General features: G+C 70.0%; 15 protein-coding genes and 1 pseudogene. 9 read left to right on the plus strand and 7 right to left on the minus strand.

The features are described from left to right. Positions 1-153 precede the first annotated feature (153 nt). Positions 154-3555 (minus strand): pyruvate carboxylase, encoded by a 3402-nt coding sequence (locus J2S35_RS01430; protein WP_309849024.1) that lies wholly within the window; start codon positions 3553-3555, stop codon positions 154-156. Between the two features lie 312 nt (positions 3556-3867). Between J2S35_RS01430 and J2S35_RS01435 the strand changes: the two genes are divergently transcribed. Beyond that, positions 3868-4665, plus strand: coding sequence for a ParA family protein (locus J2S35_RS01435; protein WP_309849027.1), 798 nt, complete (start codon positions 3868-3870; stop codon positions 4663-4665). A 244-nt stretch (positions 4666-4909) separates the two neighbouring features. Here the strand turns inward: J2S35_RS01435 and J2S35_RS01440 are convergent, their stop codons facing one another. From J2S35_RS01440 to J2S35_RS01460, 5 genes are all read right to left on the minus strand, one after another. After that, complete coding sequence (locus J2S35_RS01440) at positions 4910-5512, minus strand: MerR family transcriptional regulator (RefSeq protein WP_380083649.1); 603 nt, start codon at positions 5510-5512, stop codon at positions 4910-4912. Positions 5513-5682: 170 nt separating this feature from the next. Beyond that, complete coding sequence (gene ftsR / locus J2S35_RS01445) at positions 5683-6420, minus strand: transcriptional regulator FtsR (RefSeq protein WP_309849030.1); 738 nt, start codon at positions 6418-6420, stop codon at positions 5683-5685. Between the two features lie 65 nt (positions 6421-6485). After that, positions 6486-6962 (minus strand): FHA domain-containing protein, encoded by a 477-nt coding sequence (locus J2S35_RS01450; RefSeq protein ID WP_309849033.1) that lies wholly within the window; start codon positions 6960-6962, stop codon positions 6486-6488. A 155-nt stretch (positions 6963-7117) separates the two neighbouring features. Then, on the minus strand, positions 7118-7471 hold the full coding sequence (locus J2S35_RS01455) for a DUF2200 domain-containing protein (protein ID WP_309849036.1): 354 nt from the start codon (positions 7469-7471) through the stop codon (positions 7118-7120). Positions 7472-7616: 145 nt separating this feature from the next. After that, a complete protein-coding gene (locus tag J2S35_RS01460; RefSeq protein ID WP_309849039.1) occupies positions 7617-9509 on the minus strand; it encodes an FAD-dependent monooxygenase in 1893 nt (630 codons plus the stop codon). A gap of 178 nt (positions 9510-9687) precedes the next feature. Here J2S35_RS01460 and J2S35_RS01465 point away from each other — a divergent pair, with 178 nt between their 5' ends. Then, positions 9688-11337, plus strand: a complete 1650-nt coding sequence (locus J2S35_RS01465; RefSeq protein WP_309849042.1) for a thiamine pyrophosphate-binding protein — start codon at positions 9688-9690, stop codon at positions 11335-11337. Positions 11338-11420: 83 nt separating this feature from the next. Here the strand turns inward: J2S35_RS01465 and J2S35_RS01470 are convergent, their stop codons facing one another. After that, complete coding sequence (locus J2S35_RS01470; RefSeq protein ID WP_309849045.1) at positions 11421-12737, minus strand: MFS transporter; 1317 nt, start codon at positions 12735-12737, stop codon at positions 11421-11423. 184 nt (positions 12738-12921) lie between these two features. Here J2S35_RS01470 and J2S35_RS01475 point away from each other — a divergent pair, with 184 nt between their 5' ends. From J2S35_RS01475 to J2S35_RS01505, 7 genes and pseudogenes are all read left to right on the plus strand, one after another. Next, the gene (locus J2S35_RS01475; RefSeq protein ID WP_309849048.1) at positions 12922-14511 is read left to right on the plus strand and encodes a fumarylacetoacetate hydrolase family protein; all 1590 of its coding nucleotides are present in this window, start codon (positions 12922-12924) and stop codon (positions 14509-14511) included. 59 nt (positions 14512-14570) lie between these two features. Continuing rightward, a pseudogene (locus J2S35_RS01480) lies at positions 14571-15236 on the plus strand (GntR family transcriptional regulator); the annotation flags it as partial. Positions 15237-15411: 175 nt separating this feature from the next. After that, the gene (gene hpaE, locus J2S35_RS01485; protein ID WP_309849050.1) at positions 15412-16929 is read left to right on the plus strand and encodes a 5-carboxymethyl-2-hydroxymuconate semialdehyde dehydrogenase; all 1518 of its coding nucleotides are present in this window, start codon (positions 15412-15414) and stop codon (positions 16927-16929) included. Positions 16930-17024: 95 nt separating this feature from the next. Then, on the plus strand, positions 17025-18176 hold the full coding sequence (hpaD, locus tag J2S35_RS01490; RefSeq protein ID WP_309849052.1) for a 3,4-dihydroxyphenylacetate 2,3-dioxygenase: 1152 nt from the start codon (positions 17025-17027) through the stop codon (positions 18174-18176). A gap of 138 nt (positions 18177-18314) precedes the next feature. Beyond that, positions 18315-19100 carry a fumarylacetoacetate hydrolase family protein gene (locus tag J2S35_RS01495; protein WP_309849054.1) on the plus strand — a complete coding sequence of 262 codons (786 nt, stop codon included), beginning with the start codon at positions 18315-18317 and terminating at the stop codon, positions 19098-19100. Continuing rightward, a complete protein-coding gene (locus J2S35_RS01500; protein WP_309849057.1) occupies positions 19085-19945 on the plus strand; it encodes an HpcH/HpaI aldolase family protein in 861 nt (286 codons plus the stop codon). The genes J2S35_RS01495 and J2S35_RS01500 overlap by 16 nt, the downstream gene beginning before the upstream one ends. A gap of 593 nt (positions 19946-20538) precedes the next feature. Then, on the plus strand, positions 20539-20919 hold the full coding sequence (locus J2S35_RS01505; RefSeq protein ID WP_309849060.1) for a hypothetical protein: 381 nt from the start codon (positions 20539-20541) through the stop codon (positions 20917-20919). The last annotated feature ends 377 nt before the right edge of the window (positions 20920-21296 follow it).

Raw genomic sequence — 21296 nt, forward strand, 5'->3', positions numbered from 1 at the left:
GTGGAGAGTTTGAAGTCGACGTAGATCGACAGCCGGGCTCCGGCGAACCGACCGCACCGTTCACACAGCGAAGGGCCCGCGCCCGGCAGAATCACCTGCCGGGCGCGGGCCCTTTCGTGTGGGGCCGGCCCCGTCAGCGGGGCGTCACCGAGGTCAGCGGGGCTCCACCACGAGGATGAGGTCCCCGCCCTGGACCTGCGTCACGCCGCTGACGGCCACGCGGGCCACGGTGCCCGCGATGGGGCTCGTGATGGACGCCTCCATCTTCATGGCCTCGATCGTCGCGACGGGCTGGCCCGCCTCGACCTCCGCGCCGACCTCTGCCACGGGCGTTACGGCTCCCGCGAACGGGGCGGCGACGTGGCCCTCGACGCTCGGATCGGCCTTCTCTGCCGCCTTGACGGTGGACTCCACGGAGCGGTCCCGGATCACCACAGTGCGCTGCTGGCCGTTGAGCGTGCACATGACGTTGCGCAGGCCCTTCTCGTCCGGCTCGCCCACGGCCTCGAGGGTGGCGATCAGATGCACGCCCTTGGCGAGGGAGATGACGTGCTCCTCCCCCGTCTGGAGGCCGTAGAAGTAGTCGCGGCTCGTCAGGACCGACAGGTCCCCGTACGTCTCGCGGACGTCGCGGAAGTCCTTCGTCGGCCCGGGGAAGAGCAGCGTGTTGAGCGTGGCGCGCCGCTCCTCGCTGGACCCCTCGAGGGCCTTCTTCTCCTCGTCCGTGAGCTCCTTGTCGCTCGCGAGGCGCACGGTGCGCCCCTTGAGCGCCTTCGTGCGGAACGGCTCGGGCCAGCCTCCGGGCGGGTCGCCGAGCTCCCCGGAGAGGAACGCGATGACGGAGTCCGGGATGTCGAACTTCTGCGGGTCGGCCTCGAACTCGGCCGGGTCCGTCTTCTGTCCGACCAGCTGGAGGGCGAGGTCGCCGACGACCTTCGAGGACGGCGTCACCTTGACGAGGCGGCCCAGGATGCGGTCAGCCGCGGCGTAGGTGTTCTCGATCTCCTCGAACTGCTCGCCGAGGCCCAAGGCGAGGGCCTGCTGGCGGAGGTTGGAGAGCTGTCCGCCCGGGATCTCGTGCTGGTACACGCGGCCCGTGGGCCCGGCCAGGCCGGACTCGAACGGCTTGTACAGGGTGCGGACGGCCTCCCAGTAGGGCTCGAGAGCGCCGACCTTCTCCAGGTCCATGCCGGTGTCCCGCTCGGTGTGGGCGAGCGCCGCCACGAGGGCGGACATGCTGGGCTGGCTCGTCGTGCCGGCGAGGGACGCGCTCGCAACGTCCACGGCGTCGACCCCTGCGTCCACCGCGGCGAGCAGGGTGGCCAGCTGACCGCCTGCAGTGTCGTGGGTGTGGAGGTGCACGGGGAGGTCGAAGCGCTCGCGCAGGGCGGAGACGAGCTTCGCCGCCGCAGCCGGGCGCAAGAGGCCCGCCATGTCCTTGATCGCGAGGACGTGAGCGCCGGCGTCGACGATCCGGGACGCGAGGTCCAGGTAATAGTCCAGCGTGTAGAGGTCCTCCGCCGGGTCCAGCAGGTCGCCCGTGTAGCAGAGGGCGACCTCCGCGACGGCCGTGCCGGTCTCGCGGACGGCGCGGATGGCCGGCTCCATCTGGGAGACGTCGTTGAGTGCGTCGAAGATGCGGAAGATGTCCACGCCCGTCTCGGCGGCCTCCTGGACGAACGCGCGCGTCACCTCCTCCGGGTACGGGGTGTAGCCGACGGTATTGCGCCCGCGCAGGAGCATCTGAATGCACACGTTCGGCAGGGCCTCCCGCAGCTTCGCCAGGCGCTCCCACGGGTCCTCGCCGAGGAAGCGCAAGGCCACGTCGTAGGTGGCCCCTCCCCACGCCTCGACGGAGAGGAGCTCCGGCGTCAGGCGGGCCACGGCCGGGGCGGCCGCGAGCAGGTCCTTCGTGCGCACGCGGGTGGCCAGGAGGGACTGGTGTGCGTCGCGGAACGTCGTGTCCGTGACGGCGACGGCGTTCTGCTGGCGCAGGGCCTGGGCGAAGCCCTCCGGGCCCAGCTCGTCGAGACGCTGCTTGGAGCCTGCGGCGGCGTCGCCGTCCAGCTGCGGCAGCTTGGAGGACGGGTTGATCGAGAGCGGCGGGGTGCCGTGCGGCTGGTTCACGGCGACGTCCGCGAGCCACGTCAGGATCTTCGTGCCGCGGTCCGCTGAGCTGCGGGCGTTGAGGAGCTCCGGGCGCTCGTCGATGAAGCTCGTGGCCACGTTGCCCGCGAGGAACTCTGCGTCGTCGAGCACGGCCTGGAGGAACTGGATGTTCGTCGACACGCCGCGGATGCGGAACTCAGCGAGGGCTCGCCGCGCGCGGTGCACCGCCGTCGTGAAATCCCGGCCGCGGCAGGTGAGCTTGACGAGCATCGAGTCGAAGTGAGGGCTGATCTCCGCGCCCGTATAGACGGTGCCGCCGTCGAGGCGGACGCCGGCGCCGCCGGCGGAGCGGTAGCCGGTGATGCGTCCCACGTCCGGGCGGAAGCCGTTGGTGGGGTCCTCCGTGGTGATGCGGCACTGGAGCGCGGCGCCCTTGAGGTGGATGCTCTCCTGCTCGAGGCCCAGGTCGGAGAGGCGCTCCCCCGCTGCGATGCGCATCTGCGCCTGCACGAGGTCGACGTCCGTGATCTCCTCGGTGACCGTGTGCTCCACCTGGATGCGCGGGTTCATCTCGATGAACACGTGCTGGCCCGCACGCTCGCCGACCGTGTCCACGAGGAACTCGACGGTTCCGGCGTTGACGTAGCCGAGCGCCTTGGCGAACGCGACGGCGTCCTTGTAGAGCGCCTGGCGGATGGACTCGTCGAGGTTCGGCGCCGGCGCGATCTCGACGACCTTCTGGTGCCGGCGCTGAAGGGAGCAGTCGCGCTCGAAGAGGTGAACGGTCTCGCCGTGCTCGTCGGCGAGCACCTGGACCTCGATGTGCCGGGGGCGCAGCACGGCCTGCTCGAGGAACACCGTGGCGTCTCCGAAGGCGGTCTCGGCCTCGCGCATGGCCGCCGCGAGGGCATCGGGCAGGTCCTCTCGCGTGTCGACCCGCCGCATCCCGCGCCCGCCGCCGCCGGCGACGGCCTTGACGAAGATCGGGAACCCGATCTCCTCCGCCTCGGCGAGGAGCTTGTCCTTGTCCGCGGACGGCGGCGTGGACTTCAGGGTCGGGATGCCCGCGGAGCGAGCGGCCTCGACCGCGTGGACCTTGTGCCCGGCGAGCTCGAGGATGTCAGCGCTCGGGCCGATGAACTTGATCCCGTGCTCGGCCGCCGCCCGCGCAAGGCGGGGGTTCTCCGAGAGGAACCCGTACCCGGGGTAGATGGCGTCACAGCCGGCCTCCAGGGCGACGCGGATGATCTCGTCCACGTCCAGGTAGGCACGGACCGGGTGCCCCTCCTCGCCGATGAGGTAGGCCTCGTCCGCCTTCTGGCGGTGGATCGAGTTGCGGTCTTCGTGGGGGAAGACCGCGACGGTCTTGGCTCCCAACTCGAAAGCAGCTCGGAATGCGCGGATGGCAATCTCACCGCGGTTGGCTACCAGGATCTTCGAGAACATCGTGCTCCTCGTGTACATGTCGAAGCGGGGTGCGCTGCATCCCACCTGCGTCCGCACCCCCGCGAATGGAGAGGGCGGGCCAGGAGCACCACACCGTTGTCGTACGGCCCATCCTCCCAGATTCTCGCGCGGTTGGCGCAGGCACCCTCGCCTCCGTGGACTGTGATCCCCCTCACTTGGACGACGACGGCGGGCCGCGGCGGCCGCCCACCGCCGACCCGGCGTCCAGCGTTCACCGGGTTCAGGAATTATGCTGTACTTGTGCCTGCGAACCGCGGGCACGGGCCAACGACGAGCATTCGGAGATCCAGCGTGCAAATTGTGAGTGTGAGCAGTCTCAAGGGCGGCGTCGGCAAGACCTCGGTCACCTCGGGCCTCGCCTCGGCAGCGCTTGCCGCGGGCCTCAAGACGCTTGTCATTGACCTCGACCCCCACGCGGACCTCTCCACGGCGCTGGGCCTTCCCGCGGGCCAGGGCACGCCGGTGGGCGAGCTCCTGCGGCGGCCCAAGAAGCACGACCTCCGCGACCACGTGCGCACTGCCCCGTGGGTGAGCATCGCCTCGGCCAAGAACAAGGAGGACAAGCGCCTCGTCCTCGACGTGCTCGCGGGCAGCTCCGCCTCGGCCCTCTTCGACCGCCCCGACCTCTCCCGGCGGGACCTCCACCGGCTCGAGACGCTCGTGGCCAAGATCGATGGCTACGACCTCGTCCTCATCGACTGCCCGCCCTCGTTCTCGGGCCTCACGCGCATGGCGTGGGTGACGAGTGACGACGTCGTCCTCGTGGCCGAGCCCGGCCTGTTCTCGGTGGCGGGAACGGAGCGCACGCTGCGGGCCCTCAAGCTCTTCATGGCGGAGTACGCGCCGAGCATCACGGGAACGCACGTCGTGGCCAACCGGATCCGGGACGACTTCCCCGAGCACGCCTACCGCCTCAAGGAGATGCGGGAGATGTTCGCGGACCACCTGATTGAGCCGGCGCTCCCCGAGCTGCACGAGTGGCAGCAGGTCCAGGGCGCGGCTTACCCCATTCACCAGTGGCCCACGCGCACGGCCCGAGCGGCCGCGCAGCGGTTCGACACCCTCCTGGCCCAGCTCCGCCGCGTCTAAGCGCCGCGCCCTGGTGCTCTTGGCCGGCCTGAGGCGCTTGAGCGATCAATCCACGTCACGATTGAATCATCTACGTCGCCTTTAACGGCCTCAGCCCGCGAAAACACGCCTCGTTCCCGACCCAGTTTGTTCAATCGTGACGCAGATTGACGGGTGGCTACAGTGACGCCGATTGACTGCGGGGGCAGCGCGCCAGATTGACCGCCGGGGCCTCGGCAACCCCAATGGGCCGCAGGGACGTGCTCTAGGAAATCTTGCGGGCTGAGCGGCGGCGGCTGAGCTCGTTGTCCCCGAAGAGCGCCGGCGTCTCGTTGACCGGGGTCTCATGGGCCGGGGACTCGGACGGCAACTCGGCGAGCGTGCCCTCGAGCTCGCGCCACACGCGGCCCACGGCGATGCCGAACACGCCCTGGCCGCCCTGGACCAGGTCCACGACCTCGTCAGCGGACGTGCACTCGTACACCGAGGCTCCGTCACTCATGAGCGTGATCTGGGCGAGGTCCTGGACACCGCGCTCCCGAAGGTGCTCCACGGCGCTGCGGATCTGCTGGAGGGACACGCCCGTGTCGAGGAGGCGCTTGACGACCTTGAGCACAAGGATGTCGCGGAAGCTGTAGAGGCGCTGCGTGCCGGACCCGTGGGCGGACCGCACGGCGGGCTCGACGAGTCCGGTTCGGGCCCAGTAGTCCAGCTGGCGGTAGGTGATGCCCGCGACCTTGCAGGCGGTGGGGCCGCGGTAGCCCGCGTCCTCGTCAAGGTAGGAGACGTCCTCGTCGAAGAGCACGCCCTGGGCACCATGAGGCACGGGGCCTTCTGGACCTTGTGCTGCTAGACCCTTGTGGATCACGGCATCCTCCTCGCGCGGCTTCTCCGATTGATGGGCGAGCCGCTGTCCCGGCCCGCCCGTGCACCCCTCGATGGGGTTATTGACGACTACTACAATCCCATGCCGCGGGGCCGACGTACCGACCGGTGTGAATGCGAGCGTGTCGCGTCACGGCGTGCTATAGGAGAAAACTAGGGGCGACGGTCGAGGACGTCGAGGTGCGAGCGGACGAGGACCTTGTTGAGGTTGACGCAGATCTCGCTCAGCTCGCGGGCCATCTCCATGCGACGGCCCTGCGTCTCGCCGTCCCGGCGCGCAGCGGTGGGGGCGATGGCGCGCTCAACGATCTCCATCTGGCGGTCCGCAGCGGACTTGAGCATCCGGGCGTAGCGCGCGTCGAGGCCGAAGCGGGCGAGCTGCATGCAGGACGTGACGATCTCGACGTCCGTCTCACTGAAACCGCGGGTCTTGCGCTCGATGAGACCGTAGGACATGAGCTCCTGCAGGCTGCGCTCAGTGGCGCCGGTGGCCTTGGCCAGCTCGGAGAGCTCCATGCTGCGGGAGACGGCCTGAGTGGCGTCCGAGACGAGGCGCGGGGCCACGTGGGCGGTGATCTGCTGGTCCTCGGGGCGCTCACCGCGGTCGATGGCGTCCAGGTAGTCCTTGATGACCTTGAGCGGGAGGTACTGGTCCCGCTGCAGGGCCAGGATGAAGCGGAGGCGCTCGACGTCACTCGCCGTGTACTTGCGGTACCCCGCGGGCGTGCGCTGCGGCGTGATGAGGCCCTTGTCCTCGAGGAAGCGGATCTTGGACGCGCTGACCTGCGGGAACTCTGCGTCCAGCTCAGCGAGTACCTCGCCGATGTTCAGGACGACAGCACGGGAGGGGGCAGAGGCCGCTGCGGGCGAGCGGCGAGCGTTCGTGGCCATGTGTTCCTCTCGTGTAATGCCCAAGATTCCACCCTGAGCGAAGCGGCGGTGTCTACCAGTATGACCTACTGCGCGGCCGCAGGGGAAGTGAGGAAAGTGAGACGGAACTTTCCGATCTGCACTTCCATGCCCGAGCGCAGGGTCAGGGCGTCCACGCGGTCCTGGTTGACGTACGTGCCGTTGAGGCTGCCCATGTCCACGAGCTCGAACGACTGCCCGTGCCGGCGGAACTCCACGTGCCGGCGGGAGACAGTGACGTCGTCGAGGAAGATGTCCGCATCCGGGTGGCGCCCGGCGGAGGTCACGTCGGCGTCGAGCAGGAAGCGCGCACCCGCGTTGGCGCCCGAGAAGGCGACGAGCAGCGCGGAGTCCGCCGGCAGGGCCGCAACCGCGGCCTCTTCCTCGGGGGTGAGCGCGCGGCTCACCGGTCGGCTACCCTGCGGGATGGTGATGGTGGTGGTCTCGAGGGAGGGCTCGGAGGCGCCGCCCTGCGCAGCCGAGCCGTGGGTGCTCTCAGCGGCAGAGGCAGTGTTCGACGTCATGGGTCTTACCTTCCAACGGGCTTCGTGACACGATCGTGATCTTTGGACACTCAGTCTATCGGCACGGGCGGAGCCCCGCACCACATATGTGGATAACAATTCGCCAAGTGGACACCGATCACTTGACCCGCCGACAGCCCGTGGGCCCGGGGCGGTTACCCCTTGGGCTCGCGGAGGATCTTCTCCATGGACTTGCCCCGCCCGACCTCGTCGACGAGCTTGTCGAGGTAGCGGATCTTCCGCATGAGCGGGTCCTCGACCTCCTCCACGCGGATCCCGCAGATGACGCCAGTGATGAGGTCTGCGTGCGGGTTGAGGTCCGCGTCCGCGAAGAACTCCTCGAACGAGCTCCCGTCCGCAAGGTGCTTCTCGAGCCGCTCCTGGCTGAAGCCGGTGAGCCAGCGCGTGACCTCGTCCACCTCCGCCTTGCCCCGGCCCCTCTTCTCCGCCTTGGTGACGTAGTGGGGGTAGACCTCGGAGACGGGCATGCTGAAGATCTTGTGTGCCATGGCACCGAGTCTATCGGCGCCTCCCCCTCCCGTTGCGCGGCGAGTTTCGCCCACGAAACCGGGCTCCAGCGTGCAGAACCCGCCACGGAACGAGAGGTGGTGGGGGCGGATGGTGGGGGCCGACGGCCCGCACCCCCGGCCGCGGCTACCGCTGCGCGCGCAGGGCGCCCGCGAAGAACCCCCTGAGCCCCTCTGTGTCCTCCAGGGAGAACACTCCGGCCACGTACTGGTCCGGGCGGACGACGACGACGGCGCCGCGGCGCGAGATCCCCCTCTCCTCGAAGATGTCCACGCCGTTCCAGGCGCTGGGCCCCGCCGCGAAGACCTTCTCCCAGTCCGTCAGGCCGAGCGGACCGGACTGCGGCCGGAACACGCCCGGCACCCGCCCCAGGTCCACCTCCGTGTACGCCTGCTGGTACACGGCCTTGACGTCGAACACGGCATCCGGGTCAGCCCCGTCCGGGGTGTGGGCGGCGACGGGCGAGTCCTCGGACCCCATCCACGCGGCCCAGCGCTCGAGGGCGGTGTCCTCGCCGGGCAAGCCGTCGTCGGCAAACGCATAGACGCGCCACCGCCCGTCCGCGGACGCGTGGTGACCCAAATGCACCGCGTTGCCGTCCGCGACGCACGTGACGGGCGCGGACTTGAAGCGCTTGCCGAGCGGGAAGCCGGAGGCGAGGTCCTGCGCCTCCGCCCCGCCGATGATCTCCGAGGGCCCGTACTGGGTCATGAACCCGGAGGGGAACTCGGCGGTGGCGAGGTAGTGCTGGGCGAGGTCGTTGGGATCCGTGATCTCCTCGGGCTTGCGGGCCATGAGGGAGGACCACTCGCGGTCGAAGTCGATGAGCTGCTGGGCCACGGGGCGCCGCTCGGAGCCGTAGGTGCGCAGCAGGGAGGCGGGCGCGAGACCCGTCAGGACGTGGCCCAGCTTCCAGCCGAGGTTGAATCCGTCCTGCATGGACACGTTCATGCCCTGCCCGGCCTTGGCGCTGTGCGTGTGGCAGGCGTCGCCGGTGAGGAAGACGCGGGGGTTGCGCTCGGCGCCTGGGTCGACGTCGTCGAACCCGTCCGTGACGCGGTGCCCCACCTCGTAGACGCTGTGCCACGCGATTTCCTTGACGTCGATCGTGTACGGGTGGAGGATCTCGTTGGCCCGGCGGATGATCTCCTCGACGGGGGTCTGGCGGACGCGGTGGTCGTCGTCGGCCGCGACCTCGCCGAGGTCGATGTACATGCGGCTCAGGTACCCGCCCTCGCGCGGGATGTGGAGGATGTTGCCCGCCTTGGCGTTGATGGCGCACTTGGTGCGCCAGTCCGGGAAGTCCGTGTTGACGAGGACGTCCATGACGCCCCACGCGTGGGCGGCGGCGGTCCCCACGTGCGTGCGGCCAATGGCCTTCCGCACGCCGCTGCGCGCGCCGTCGCAGCCGACGACGTAGCTGGCGCGCACGGTGAACTCCTCGCCGGCCTGCGGGCCTGCGGTGCGGCGGAGCGTGACCGTCACGGGCTCCCCCTCGGCCTCGGGGACCTCAAGGCCCACGAACTCGACTCCGTAGTCCGGGACAATCCGCCCGGGGCCCCGCACCGCGGCCTCGGCGAAGTAGTCGAGGACGCGGGCCTGGTTGACGATCAGGTGCGGGAACTCGCTGATGTTGAGCGCGTAGTCCTCCGTGCGGGAGGTGCGCACGATCCGCTCGGGGTTCTCGGGGTCCGGGCCCCAGAAGTTCATGTAGGCGATGTTGTAGGCCTCGGCGACGATCCGCTCGGCGAACCCGAACGCCTGGAAGGTCTCGACGGAGCGGGGCTGGATGCCGTCCGCCTGGCCGAGGACGAGGCGGCCCTCGCGGCGCTCGACGATCCGCGTGCGCACGTCCGGGAACTGGGACATCTGGGCGGCGAGGAGCATGCCGGCCGGGCCTGAGCCGACGATGAGGACGTCGAGCTCCTCGGGGATCTCGGCGGGGCGGTCGAGGCCCACGCCGGCTGCCGCGTGAATGCGCGGATCCCCTGAAACGTACCCGTGATGATGGAACTGCATGACCCTCCTTGGTCGAGCCGAGCCTTACCGATGAGACGGACCTCACAGAAGTGTGTCATACTTCTTCCCGTCCGGCGGAAAAGACCGTCGATGCTCGAAAAATGGGCACTAACGCGCCGCGCGCGAAGACACATACGGCCATCACTGTTCCGTCCTTCTCTGCGCGAAAGGCTCCACCATGCCCTCTGTCTCCGCCCATGTCGCCGTCACCCTCGCCCAGCACGTCAGCCACGTCTTCGGCGTCATGGGCAACGGCAACGCCTACGTCCTCGACGCGCTCGAGAGGCAGACAGCGTGCGAGTTCGTCGCCGTGCGCCACGAGGCCGGCGGCGTCGTCGCGGCGGACGCGCACATGCGGGCCTCCGGCCGGATCGCGGCCGCCACGTCCACATACGGGGCGGGCTTCACGAACACCCTCACTCCCCTCGCCGAGGCGGCCCAGGCGCGCGTCCCGCTCGTCCTCGTCGTGGGAGACGAGCCGACGCCGGGGCCGCGCCCGTGGGACGTGGACCAGATCGCCCTGGCCTCCGCCGTGGGCGTGCGCACGTACACCGTCGGCGAGCGGGACGCGGCAGCCACGGTGCTCGTGGCGCTGGAGCACGCGCTCACGCACAGCCGCCCCGTGGTCATCGCCGTCCCGTACGACGTGGCGACCCGCGAGGCCGGCCCGATCCCCGAGCTCCTCTCGCCGCGCGTGCCCGCGCCCCTCTCCCCCGCCGGCCCCCTCGCGGACGCCGCGCTGGACCGCCTCGCCGGCGCGCTCGGCGGGGCCAAGCGTCCGTTCCTCCTCGCCGGCCGCGGCGCCTGGCTCTCGGGCGCGGGCGAGGACCTCGGGCGCCTCGCCTCCCGGACCGGGGCCGTGACGGGTTCGACGGCTCTTGGCCGCGGCGTCTTCCCCGAGACCCAGTACGACCTCGGCGTCGTGGGCGGCTTCGGCGCCGAGGCGGCCATGGAGCTCATTCGCGAGGCGGACGTCGCCGTCGTCTTCGGCGCCGGGCTCAACCAGTTCACGATGCGCTTCGGCCAGCTCTTCGGCCCCGGGACCGCGGTGTTCCAGGTGGACACGGCGGCTTCCGCGACCCACCCCCACGTGGGCGGGTTCGTCCGCGGGGACGCGGCCGTCGTGGCGCGCGGCCTCCTTGAACGCCTCGGCTCGGAGCCCACGGGGCGCGGCTGGCGGGAAGAGGTCGACGCCGAGGGCTTGCGCGCCCAGGCCCCAGGCGACGAGCTGGCCGCCGACGGGCGGCTCGACCCCCGCAGCGCAGCCACCCGAATTGCGGAGCTGCTCCCCGAGGACAGGGTGGTCGTCTCTGATGGGGGCCACTTCATCGGCTGGGCCAACATGTACTGGCCGGTGGCGAGCCCGGACCGCATGATGATGGTCGGCACCGCGTTCCAGTCGATCGGCCAGGGGTTCCCGAGCGTCGTCGGCGCGGCCGCGGCTCGCCCCGAGTCCACGGTGGTCCTCACCACGGGCGACGGCGGCGGGCTCATGGCCATCGCCGACCTCGAATCGGCCATCCGTGTGGCCGGGGGCCGCGGGATGGCGGTCGTCTGGAACGACGCGGCCTACGGGGCCGAGATCAACGTCTATGGGCGCAAGGGCCTGGCCCGGGCGCCGATGCTCATCCCGGAGGTGGACTTCGCGGCCGCGGCGGAGGCGTTCGGCGGCCACGGCGTCGTCGTCCGCACCCTCGAGGACCTCGAGGCGCTCAAGGTGTGGGCCGCGCAGGACCCGGCCGAGCGGCCTTTCCTCCTCCTGGACCTGCGGGTCAGCGGCACTGTCGTGGCGCCGTACCAGGAGGAGATCCTCCGCGCGAACTCGTAGAGACTCGAGGACGCCCCGCGACTCCGGAGAGTCGCGGGGCGTCCTCGTATCGGAGCCGCCGTGGGGCGAGCCGCCGTGTGCGGTCAGCGGGACGAGCGCCCGCCGGCGCCGACGATGGGGCTCACGGCCTGCTCGTCCTCGTGGTCCGGGCCGAGCGGGATGCCCTGCCGGTCCTTGAGCATGAGCGTCGCGCCGAGGCTGACGAGGGTGATGACCGCCAGGTAGATGGCCACCGACGTCGTGGTCCCGGTCTTCTGGACGAGCGCCGCCGCGATGGTCGGGGCGAAGGCGCCGCCCACGATGGCGCCGATGGCGTAGGCAATGGACACGCCGGAGAAGCGGATCGACGCCGGGAACAGCTCGGCGTAGAACGCCGCCTGCGGGCCGTAGGTCAGGCCGAGGCCGATCGTCAGGCCCATGAGGCCCAGCATGAGGAGCCAGATGCTGCCCGTGTTGACGAGCGGGAAGAGGAACGCGATGCCGACGAGCAGCAGGAGCCAGCCGACGATGTACGTGCGCTTGCGGCCGAACCGGTCGGCGAGGCGACCGCCCGCCCACGTGGCCAGGAGCCAGGTCACGGCGGAGGCGGCCACGGCCCAGAGGACGGGCTCGCGCTCCAGGCCCAGGGGCCCGCGGGGGTCGGTGGCGTACTTCTGGATGAATCCGCCCGTGGTCATGTAGCCGACGGCGTTGTTCGCCGCGAAGACGAGCGCCGCGAGGAGGACGAGGGGCGTGTGGCGGCGGAAGAGCTCGACGATGGGCATGCGGCTGCGCTCGCGACGCTCCGCGATCTCGGCGAAGACGGGGCTCTCCTCGACGCTGCGGCGGATGAAGTAGCCGACGACGATGAGGACGGCCGAGAGGATGAACGGCACGCGCCAGCCCCACGCGAGGAACGCCTCGCCGGGGGCGATGCGGGCCATGATGGCCATCATGCCGGAGGCCAGGATGAGGCCGAGCGGCACGCCCATCTGCGGGGACGCGCCGAACGCGCCGCGCTTGCCGGTGGGCGCGTGCTCCACGGCCATGAGGACCGCGCCGCCCCACTCGCCGCCGGCGGAGATGCCCTGGAGGATGCGCAGGAAGATGAGGATGAGCGGGGCCGCGAAGCCGATGGTCGCGTAGGAGGGGAGGAAGCCGATGAGGGTCGTGGACGCGCCCATGAGGATGAGCGTCACCATGAGGACGTACTTGCGGCCCAGCCGGTCTCCGAGGTGGCCCGCGAGGAACGCGCCGAACGGGCGGAAGAGGAAGCTGATGCCCACGGTGAGGAACGCGAGGAGCCCAGCCCCGGCCTCGCCTGCGGGCCCGAAAAAGAGCTTGCCGAAGACCAGACCGGCCGCGGAAGCGTAGATGAAGAAGTCGTACCACTCGACTGTGGTGCCGACCACGGTGGCCATAAGAACTCGCCGCCGCTCCTGATCTGTGGACGCGCCGCCCTGGATCCTCGATCCGGAATCGGCTGTATGGGAATGTGGTGCGCTCATTTTTCTTAGGCCCCCAATGGGATAGTGACGCCTCGTGAGTGATACCTAGATCACATCCGGCTTGCCCGGTGAGACACGAGAATATACGATTTCGAATATGACGCAAGGGCAAGGAAGCACGAGCACCCCATCCGGCACGAACTCCCCCGCCGCCGCGGGCCCCGGCGACAGCCGCGCTGCCGGGCAGGGCGCCGCTGACGCCCGCGCTGCCGGGCAGGACGCAGCTGACGCCCGCTTCTCCGGGCTGCCGGGCCGGCCGGGCAAGATCATCGCCGTCCACCTGGCGTACCCGTCCCGCGCGGACCAGCGCGGCCGCCGCCCCGCGGCGCCCTCCTACTTCCTCAAGCCGTCCAGCTCCGTCGCCGCCTCGGGCTCCGAGCTGGCCCGCCCCGCCGGGACCGAGCTCCTCGCGTTCGAGGGCGAGGTCGCGCTCGTCATCGGCGAGCCCGCCCGCCACGTCTCCCGCGAGGACGCCTGGGGCCACGTGGCCTTCGTGACGGCGTCCAACGACTTCGGCGTCTACGACCTCCGCGCCGCAGACAAGGGCTCCAACATCCGATCCAAGGGCGGGGACGGCTTCACGCCCATCGGCCCCGGCCTCATCGACGCCTCCACGGTGGACCCCGAGGGGCTGCGCGTACGCACGTGGGTGGACGGCGAGCTGGCCCAGGACGACACGACCGAGGGCCTCCTCTTCCCGTTCCCGCAGATCGTCGCGGACCTCTCCCAGCACCTCACCCTCGAGACCGGCGACGTCATCCTCACGGGCACGCCCGCAGGCTCGTCCGTCGTCTCCCCCGGCTCCACCGTGGAGGTGGAGGTGGACGCGCCCACCGCGCCCGGCTCCCCCACCTCCGGCCGCCTCGTCACGCGCATCACCCAGGGCGAGCAGGAGTTCGACGGAAGCCTCGGCACCCTTCCCAAGGCCGACGACCACCAGCGCGCCGAGGCCTGGGGCTCCCGCGAGGAGGCCGGGCTGCCCCCGGCCTTCGAGCTGACCGCCGAGCTCCGCGAGAAGCTCCACCGCGCCCCCGCCGCCGGCCTCTCCGCCCAGCTGCGCAAGCGCGGCCTCAACGAGGTGTCCATCGACGGCGTGCGGCCGCTGCCCGGCGCGGGCAAGATCGTCGGCACCGCCAAGACGCTGCGCTTCCTCCCCCGCCGCGAGGACCTCTTTGAGAAGCACGGCGGCGGCTTCAACGCCCAGAAGAAGGCGTTCGACTCCGTCGCCGAGGGCGAGGTCATCGTCATCGAGGCCCGCGGGGAGACCGGCTCCGGCACGCTCGGGGACATCCTCGCGCTCCGGGCCCAGGCGCGCGGTGCCGCGGGCGTCGTCACGGACGGCGGCGTGCGGGACGCGGAGGCCGTCGCGGCCACCGGGCTGCCCGTCTACACCGCGGGGCCGCACCCTGCTGTGCTCGGCCGGCGTCACGTCCCGTGGGAGTCCGACGTCGCTGTGGCCTGCGGCGGCGCCGCCGTCCTCCCGGGGGACGTGATTGTGGCGGACGGCGACGGCGTCGTCGTCATTCCCCCGCACCTCGTCGAGGAGGTCGTCGAGGCGGCCCTCGCGCAGGAGGAGCAGGACGAGTGGGTCGCGGAGCAGGTGCGCGCCGGGCACCCCGTGGACGGGCTCTTCCCGCCGAACGCCGAGTGGAAGGCCAAGTACGAGGCCTTCCGGAGCGGCCAGTGAGCGGGCAGGGCGTGGCGCTGCGTGCGCACGGCCGGTCCGCGAGCGCTGTGGGCCGGGCGGTGGACGACGACGGCGTGGCCGCGGGGCTGAGCAAGTCGCAGCAGGCGTACGAGTGGATCAAGGAGCGGATCGCCCGCCAGGAGTTCACGCCGGGCTACCGCCTCGTCCTGGGCTCGGTGGCGGCGGAGCTCGGCATGAGCGCCGTTCCGGTCCGCGAGGCCATCCGGCGGCTGGAGGCGGAGGGGCTCGTGACGTTCGAGCGGAACGTCGGCGCCCGCGTGTCCATGGTGGACGACTCCCACTACCGGGCCAGCATGGAGGCGCTGAGCATCCTCGAGGGCAGCGCCACCGCCCTCGCCGCGCCTCGCATTGGCCCGGAGCGGATCGCGGCCGCGCGCGAGCTCAACGAGCAGATGCGCGCGGCGCTTGCCCGGTTCGAGCCCCGCGCCTTCACGGCCCTCAACCACGAGTTTCACGCCGCGCTCTTCGAGGCCTGCCCCAACGAGCGACTCCTGGCGCTGGTGCGCGCGGAGTGGGAGCGCTTGGCGCACCTGCGGGACTCGACGTTCAGCTTCGTCCCCGCCCGCGCGGCGCAGTCGGTGAGCGAGCACGAGGACATCCTCCGGCTCATCGAGGCCGGGGCGCCCGCGCACGAGATTGAGCAGGCCTGCCGCTGCCACCGCGCCGCGACCCTGACCGCCTTCCTGGCTCAGGCCCACCCTGAGCACCCCGAGCCGTCCCGCGCCGAACCAGGCCTCGCCGAGCCGGGGCGCCCGGCCCCGGCAGGGGCCGCCGCCGGACACTCCGGGCCCACCGGCCACGCCGCACAGACTTCACTCACCACCCCCGAGACCCCCGCCGAGGCCGCCCGCCTCGCGCGGCCCTGAAGAGGAGACCCCCATGACCGAGCAGACCGCCCCCGCCGGCCGCCACATCCCCGCCGACCTCCCGGACCGCATCCAGCACTACATCGACGGCGAGTTCGTCGACTCCGTGGACGGGGACACGTTCGACGTCCTCGACCCCGTGACCAACCAGACCTACCTCAAGGCCGCCTCCGGCAAGAAGGCGGACATCGAGCGGGCCGTGGCCGCCGCCCGCCGCGCCTTCACCGAGGGGCCCTGGCCCACGATGACCGCCCGGGAGCGCGCCCGCATCCTCCACCGGATCGCGGACATCGTCGAGTCCCGGGACGCGCGCCTCGCGGAGCTGGAGAGCTTCGACTCGGGTCTGCCGATCTCCCAGGCGCTGGGCCAGGCCCGCCGCGCCGCCGAGAACTTCCGCTTCTTCGCGGACCTCATCGTGGCCCAGACGGATGACGCCTTCAAGGTGCCCGGTCGCCAGATGAACTACGTCAACCGCAAGCCCATCGGCGTCGCAGGCCTCATCACCCCGTGGAACACGCCGTTCATGCTGGAGTCCTGGAAGCTCGCCCCAGCGCTGGCCACGGGCAACACCGTGGTCCTCAAGCCGGCCGAGTTCACGCCGCTCTCCGCGTCCCTCTGGGCCGGGGTGTTCGAGGAGGCCGGCCTGCCGCAGGGCGTCTTCAACCTCGTCAACGGGTTCGGCGAGGAGGCCGGGGACGCGCTCGTCAAGCACCCGGACGTCCCGCTCATCTCCTTCACGGGCGAGAGCCGCACGGGCCAGATCATCTTCGGCAACGCCGCCCCGTTCCTCAAGGGCCTCTCGATGGAGCTCGGCGGCAAGTCCCCGGCCATCGTCTTCGCCGACGCTGACCTCGAGGCGGCCATCGACGCGACGATCTTCGGCGTCTTCTCCCTCAACGGCGAGCGGTGCACGGCCGGCAGCCGCATCCTCGTGGAGCGCCCCATCTATGACGAGTTCGTCGAGCGGTACGCGGCCCAGGCCAAGCGGGTCGTCGTCGGCGATCCCCAGGACAAGGCCACCGAGGTGGGCGCGCTGGTGCACCCGGAGCACTACGAGAAGGTCATGTCCTACATCGAGATCGGCAAGACCGAGGGCCGCCTCGTGGCCGGCGGCGGGCGCCCGGAGGGCTTCCCCGAGGGCAACTTCGTGGCCCCCACGGTGTTCGCGGATGTGCCGCGTGACGCTCGCATCTTCCAGGAGGAGATCTTCGGCCCCGTCGTCGCCATCACTCCCTTTGATTCCGACGACGAGGCGCTGGCGCTCGCGAACGACGTCAAGTACGGCCTCGCAGCCTATGTGTGGACCAACGATCTCAAGCGGTCCCACAACTTCGCGCAGGGCATCGAGGCGGGCATGGTGTGGCTGAACTCGAACAACGTGCGGGACCTGCGGACGCCGTTCGGCGGCGTCAAGGCCTCGGGCCTGGGCCACGAGGGCGGCTACCGCTCGATCGACTTCTACACGGACCAGCAGGCCGTGCACATCACCCTGGGCCCGGCCCACAACCCCACCTTCGGCAAGGGCAAGTAGAGGCGGCACGCGGGCGCTTGCACCCGTGAGCGCCGCCGCCTGTCCCACCCACTACCCGTCGCCCCCGTCAGCAACACAGAGCTAAGGACGCTGTCATGAGCCAAGAACCACTCCCCACCAGCCCCATCGTCACGGCCGAGGACCCCATCCGCGTGACGAACCCGCTGCCCGTCCCCTCCTCCCCCGCGCCGGACGTGCTGCGCTGCGCGTCCATGGAGCTCGTGGTCACGGACCTGGCCGCGTCCCGTGAGTTCTACGTGGACGTGCTGGGCCTTGTCGTCACCGAGGAGGACGAGGAGGCCGTCTACCTGCGGTCCATGGAGGAGTTCATCCACCACAACCTCATCCTGCGCAAGGGCCCCGTGGCCGCCGTGGCCGCGTTCTCCTACCGCGTGCGGACGCCGGAGGACCTGGACAAGGCCGTAGCGTTCTACAAGGAGCTCGGCTGCCGGGTGGAGCGCAAGAAGGACGGCTACGTCAAGGGCATCGGGGACTCGGTCCGCGTCACCGATCCGCTCGGCTTCCCGTACGAGTTCTTCCACGAGGTGGAGCACGTGGAGCGCCTCGCGTGGCGGTACGACCTCTACACGCCGGGCGCGCTCGTCCGCCTGGACCACTTCAACCAGGTCACCCCGGACGTCCCGCGCGCCGTGGGATACATGGAGTCCCTCGGGTTCCGCGTCACCGAGGACATCCAGGACGGCGAGGGCACCGTGTACGCCGCGTGGATGTGCCGCAAGCCCACCGTGCATGACACGGCCATGACGGGCGGCGATGGCCCCCGCATGCACCACGTGGCGTTCGCGACCCACGAGAAGCACAACATCCTCGCCATCTGCGACAAGCTCGGCGCGCTCCGCCGGTCCGATGCCATCGAGCGCGGCCCCGGCCGCCACGGCGTCTCCAACGCGTTCTACCTCTACCTGCGGGACCCGGACGGCCACCGCGTGGAGATCTACACGCAGGACTACTACACCGGCGACCCCGACAACCCCGTCGTCACGTGGGACGTCCACGACAACCAGCGCCGCGACTGGTGGGGCACCCCCGTGGTCCCGTCCTGGTACACCGAGGCGTCCCTCGTCCTGGACCTCGACGGCAACCCGCAGCCGCTCACGGCGCGGACGGACACGAGCGAGATGGCCGCGACGATCGGCGCCGACGGCTTCTCCTACACGCGGCCCGACGACGACGCGCCCATGCCCGAGTACAAGCAGGGCGAGTACAAGCTGGGTCACCAGCTCTAGCGGCGGGGAGGCTGACGGCGGGTGGCGTCGTCGGCCTCTCCCCCACCATTCACCCCGCACCCGCGCACCCGAGGCGCGCGAAGAACGCCAGGCGCCCCGAGGCGCCCCACCCACCCCAGGCGCAGAGAAGGAGAGCCCATGCTGCCCGAGGAGACCATCGCGGCGCTTGCCGCCGAACTCGCCGAGGCCGAGGCCACGCGCGGGATGATCCCGCGGATCACCGCGCGGCACCCCGAAGCGACCGTCGAGGACTCGTACGCCATCCAGGGCGTGTGGCGGGACAAGGCGCTCGCTGCGGGGCGGAAGCTGGTGGGCCGGAAGATCGGGCTGACGTCCCGCGCCATGCAGCAGGCCACGGGCATCACCGAGCCGGACTACGGCGTCATGTTCGAGGACACCGTCTACCCCTCCGGCGCGCGGATCGAGGCCGGGCAGTTCTCCAACGTGCGGATCGAGGTGGAGCTCGCGTTCGTGCTCCGCAAGCCGCTCGCGGGGCCGGACTGCACGCTCGAGGACGCCCTCGACGCCGTGGACTACGCCGTGCCCGCGCTGGAGATCCTCAACTCCCACATTGAGATGGACGGGCGGACCATTGTGGACACCATCGCGGACAACGCGGCGTACGGGGGCATGGTCCTCGGGGACACGCGGAAGCGGCCTGACGAGGTGGACCTGCGCTGGGTCCCCGGCCTCCTCTACAAGAACGGGCAGATCGAGGAGACCGGCGTGGCGGCCGGCGTCCTGGACCACCCGGTGACGGGCGTGGCGTGGCTTGCTAATAAGTTCGCGGCGCACGGGGCACGCCTCGAGGCCGGGGAGGTCATCCTGGCCGGGTCCTTCACGCGGCCCATGTGGGTGGACGCGGGCGACGACGTCCGGTGCGACTTTGGGCCGATGGGAGAGGTGGCATGCAGCTTCGTCTGAGTCCTACGTTGCGGGATCGTCTAGCCTCGGCGGACCGTCCCCTGGCCGGCATGTGGGTGTGCTCCGGCAGTCCCCTGGTTGCGGAGATCTGCGCCGGGTCCGGGCTGGACTGGCTGCTCATTGACATGGAGCACTCCCCCAATGGTTTGGAGGCGGTGCTGGCCCAGCTGCAGGCGGTGGCGGCGTACCCGATTACCCCGGTGGTGCGCGTGCCCTTTGGGGACACCGTGACGCTCAAGCAGGTGTTGGACCTCGGGGCGCAGACCGTGCTGGTGCCGATGGTGGAGTCTGCGGCTCAGGCGCGGGAGCTGGTGGCCGACGTGCGGTACCCGCCGCTGGGGCGGCGCGGGGTTGGGTCCGCGCTGGCCCGCTCGGCGCGGTGGAACCGGGTTGATGATTACCTTTTGGACGCCGCGGCTCACGTGAGCCTGTTTGTGCAGGTGGAGAGCGCGGCGGGCGTTGCGGCGGCAGGTGAGATTGCGGCCGTGGACGGCGTGGATGGGGTGTTTGTGGGGCCGAGTGACTTGGCGGCCTCCATGGGCCTGCTGGGCCAGCAGACGCACCCGGATGTGGTGGCGGCGGTTCGTTCGGTGTTTGCGGCCGTGCGGGCCGCGGGCAAGCCGGTGGGCGTCAACGCGTTTGACCCTGAAGTGGCTCGGGGCTACGCGGAAGACGGGGCGGCCTTCCTGCTGGTCGGGGCGGATGTTGCTCTTTTAGCGCGTGGGTCGGAGGGATTGGCGGCGAGCTGGGCGCGTGCAGCAGGGATCGAGATCCCAGGGAGGTCTCGGCAATTGACACGAGGAGACTCTAAGCCTCCACGCCAAGGAAGCCGCCCGAGCTACTAGGCAGGTGGCCAACCTGGTAGCCTACGGGATGATCACTTCGCGTGCAGACCGAGGCCGTTGCCGAAGGGCCGATGAATCCGCGAACCCATAAGAGGCACCCGACACGTGTGCACTGGCAGACCATTGTTGTATGACCAGAACCCAAAAACGGAAGCGGACGTGTCGCTTGCCAGCACGGTGGCCCACCCGTGGAGTCGAACGAGCAACACCTGCAAAGTCGTCCCGCGCCCAAAAAATGGGATCAGACATCCAGCCTTCACATTGGAGCCTCCCGGGGCGGCTTGACGTTCCAAACCCATCGTGATCGCCCACTCACACGGCACGGGGCTGAACTTCTTGGCAGTGTCCCGATTCCGCTCCCTGCGGATCGTTACGAGATCCAGGACGCTGACCCGTCGACACCCACACCGTCCCGTAGAATAGTGACTGTGGATAGAGCTATAGCTGCGGATACGATTGAGCCCGCGAACAAGGGTTCCAACAGGAACTCTCCCCAGGATGATTCTCGACGCACACAGTTCGATCGAGTCCGTCTACTCAACGAAGAGCTAGACAGGCTTACCACTGACGCTGCAGAGCGCAGTGCCAGCGTAATGAACAAGGCGTCGTTTCTAGCGGTGTCTGCCGGCGTGATCATCGCGGCCTCGACAGTACATCTTTGGACGAAGTGGCCCTTGTTTGGCGTAACTGCACTCACGTTTTCCTGCATGGCGCTGACCGCTGCCGCCATTGCCGTACGACCCGGCAAACGAATAGGCATTCAAGCCCGGCGTTTAGTAGACCGATACGCTGACAGCACATCGAGTGCGGCCCAGGTGGAAGCACAGATCATCCTGGACAAAGCCAACGCAATCACGTTCCGCGAGGATGATCTCCGAGCTCGGGCCTTGTGGGTGTCGCGCGGATTCGCCGCACTCAGTATTGCGTCGGTTGCCCTGACCGTGGCATTCACAGCAGAAGTTCTCCGGAGCTGAGGCATGGGGCGGCCAGATTTTGATGACTGCATCGCGAAAGACCAGCAGAGTGCGCACCCCACCACAAGTGAAGTCGGTGACCTTGGCTCGGTGCTCGGGCTCCTTCAGGAGGGCAACAATGGGACGACCTGACTACGACGGCGCCACCCCAGGCAACCATGACCAACAGAATCCCCTCCCAACTCAGGAAGATACGACGGGGTGGTTGCAACACGGTCAAGAGGCGGACTGTGTTCAAACCCGCGCGCACTGAAGCGCACTAGTTTCTTTCCGATCCAACTGACTGAGAATTGGAGCACGCCCAAGAAGTGCATTCCCCAATTGCGTTATTGCGCGTTCGGGGATGGTCCTTCAGCGCCAGCCCACCCAGGGAGTAC

The sequence above is a fragment of the Falsarthrobacter nasiphocae genome, from assembly GCF_031456275.1.
Taxonomy (GTDB): domain Bacteria; phylum Actinomycetota; class Actinomycetes; order Actinomycetales; family Micrococcaceae; genus Falsarthrobacter; species Falsarthrobacter nasiphocae.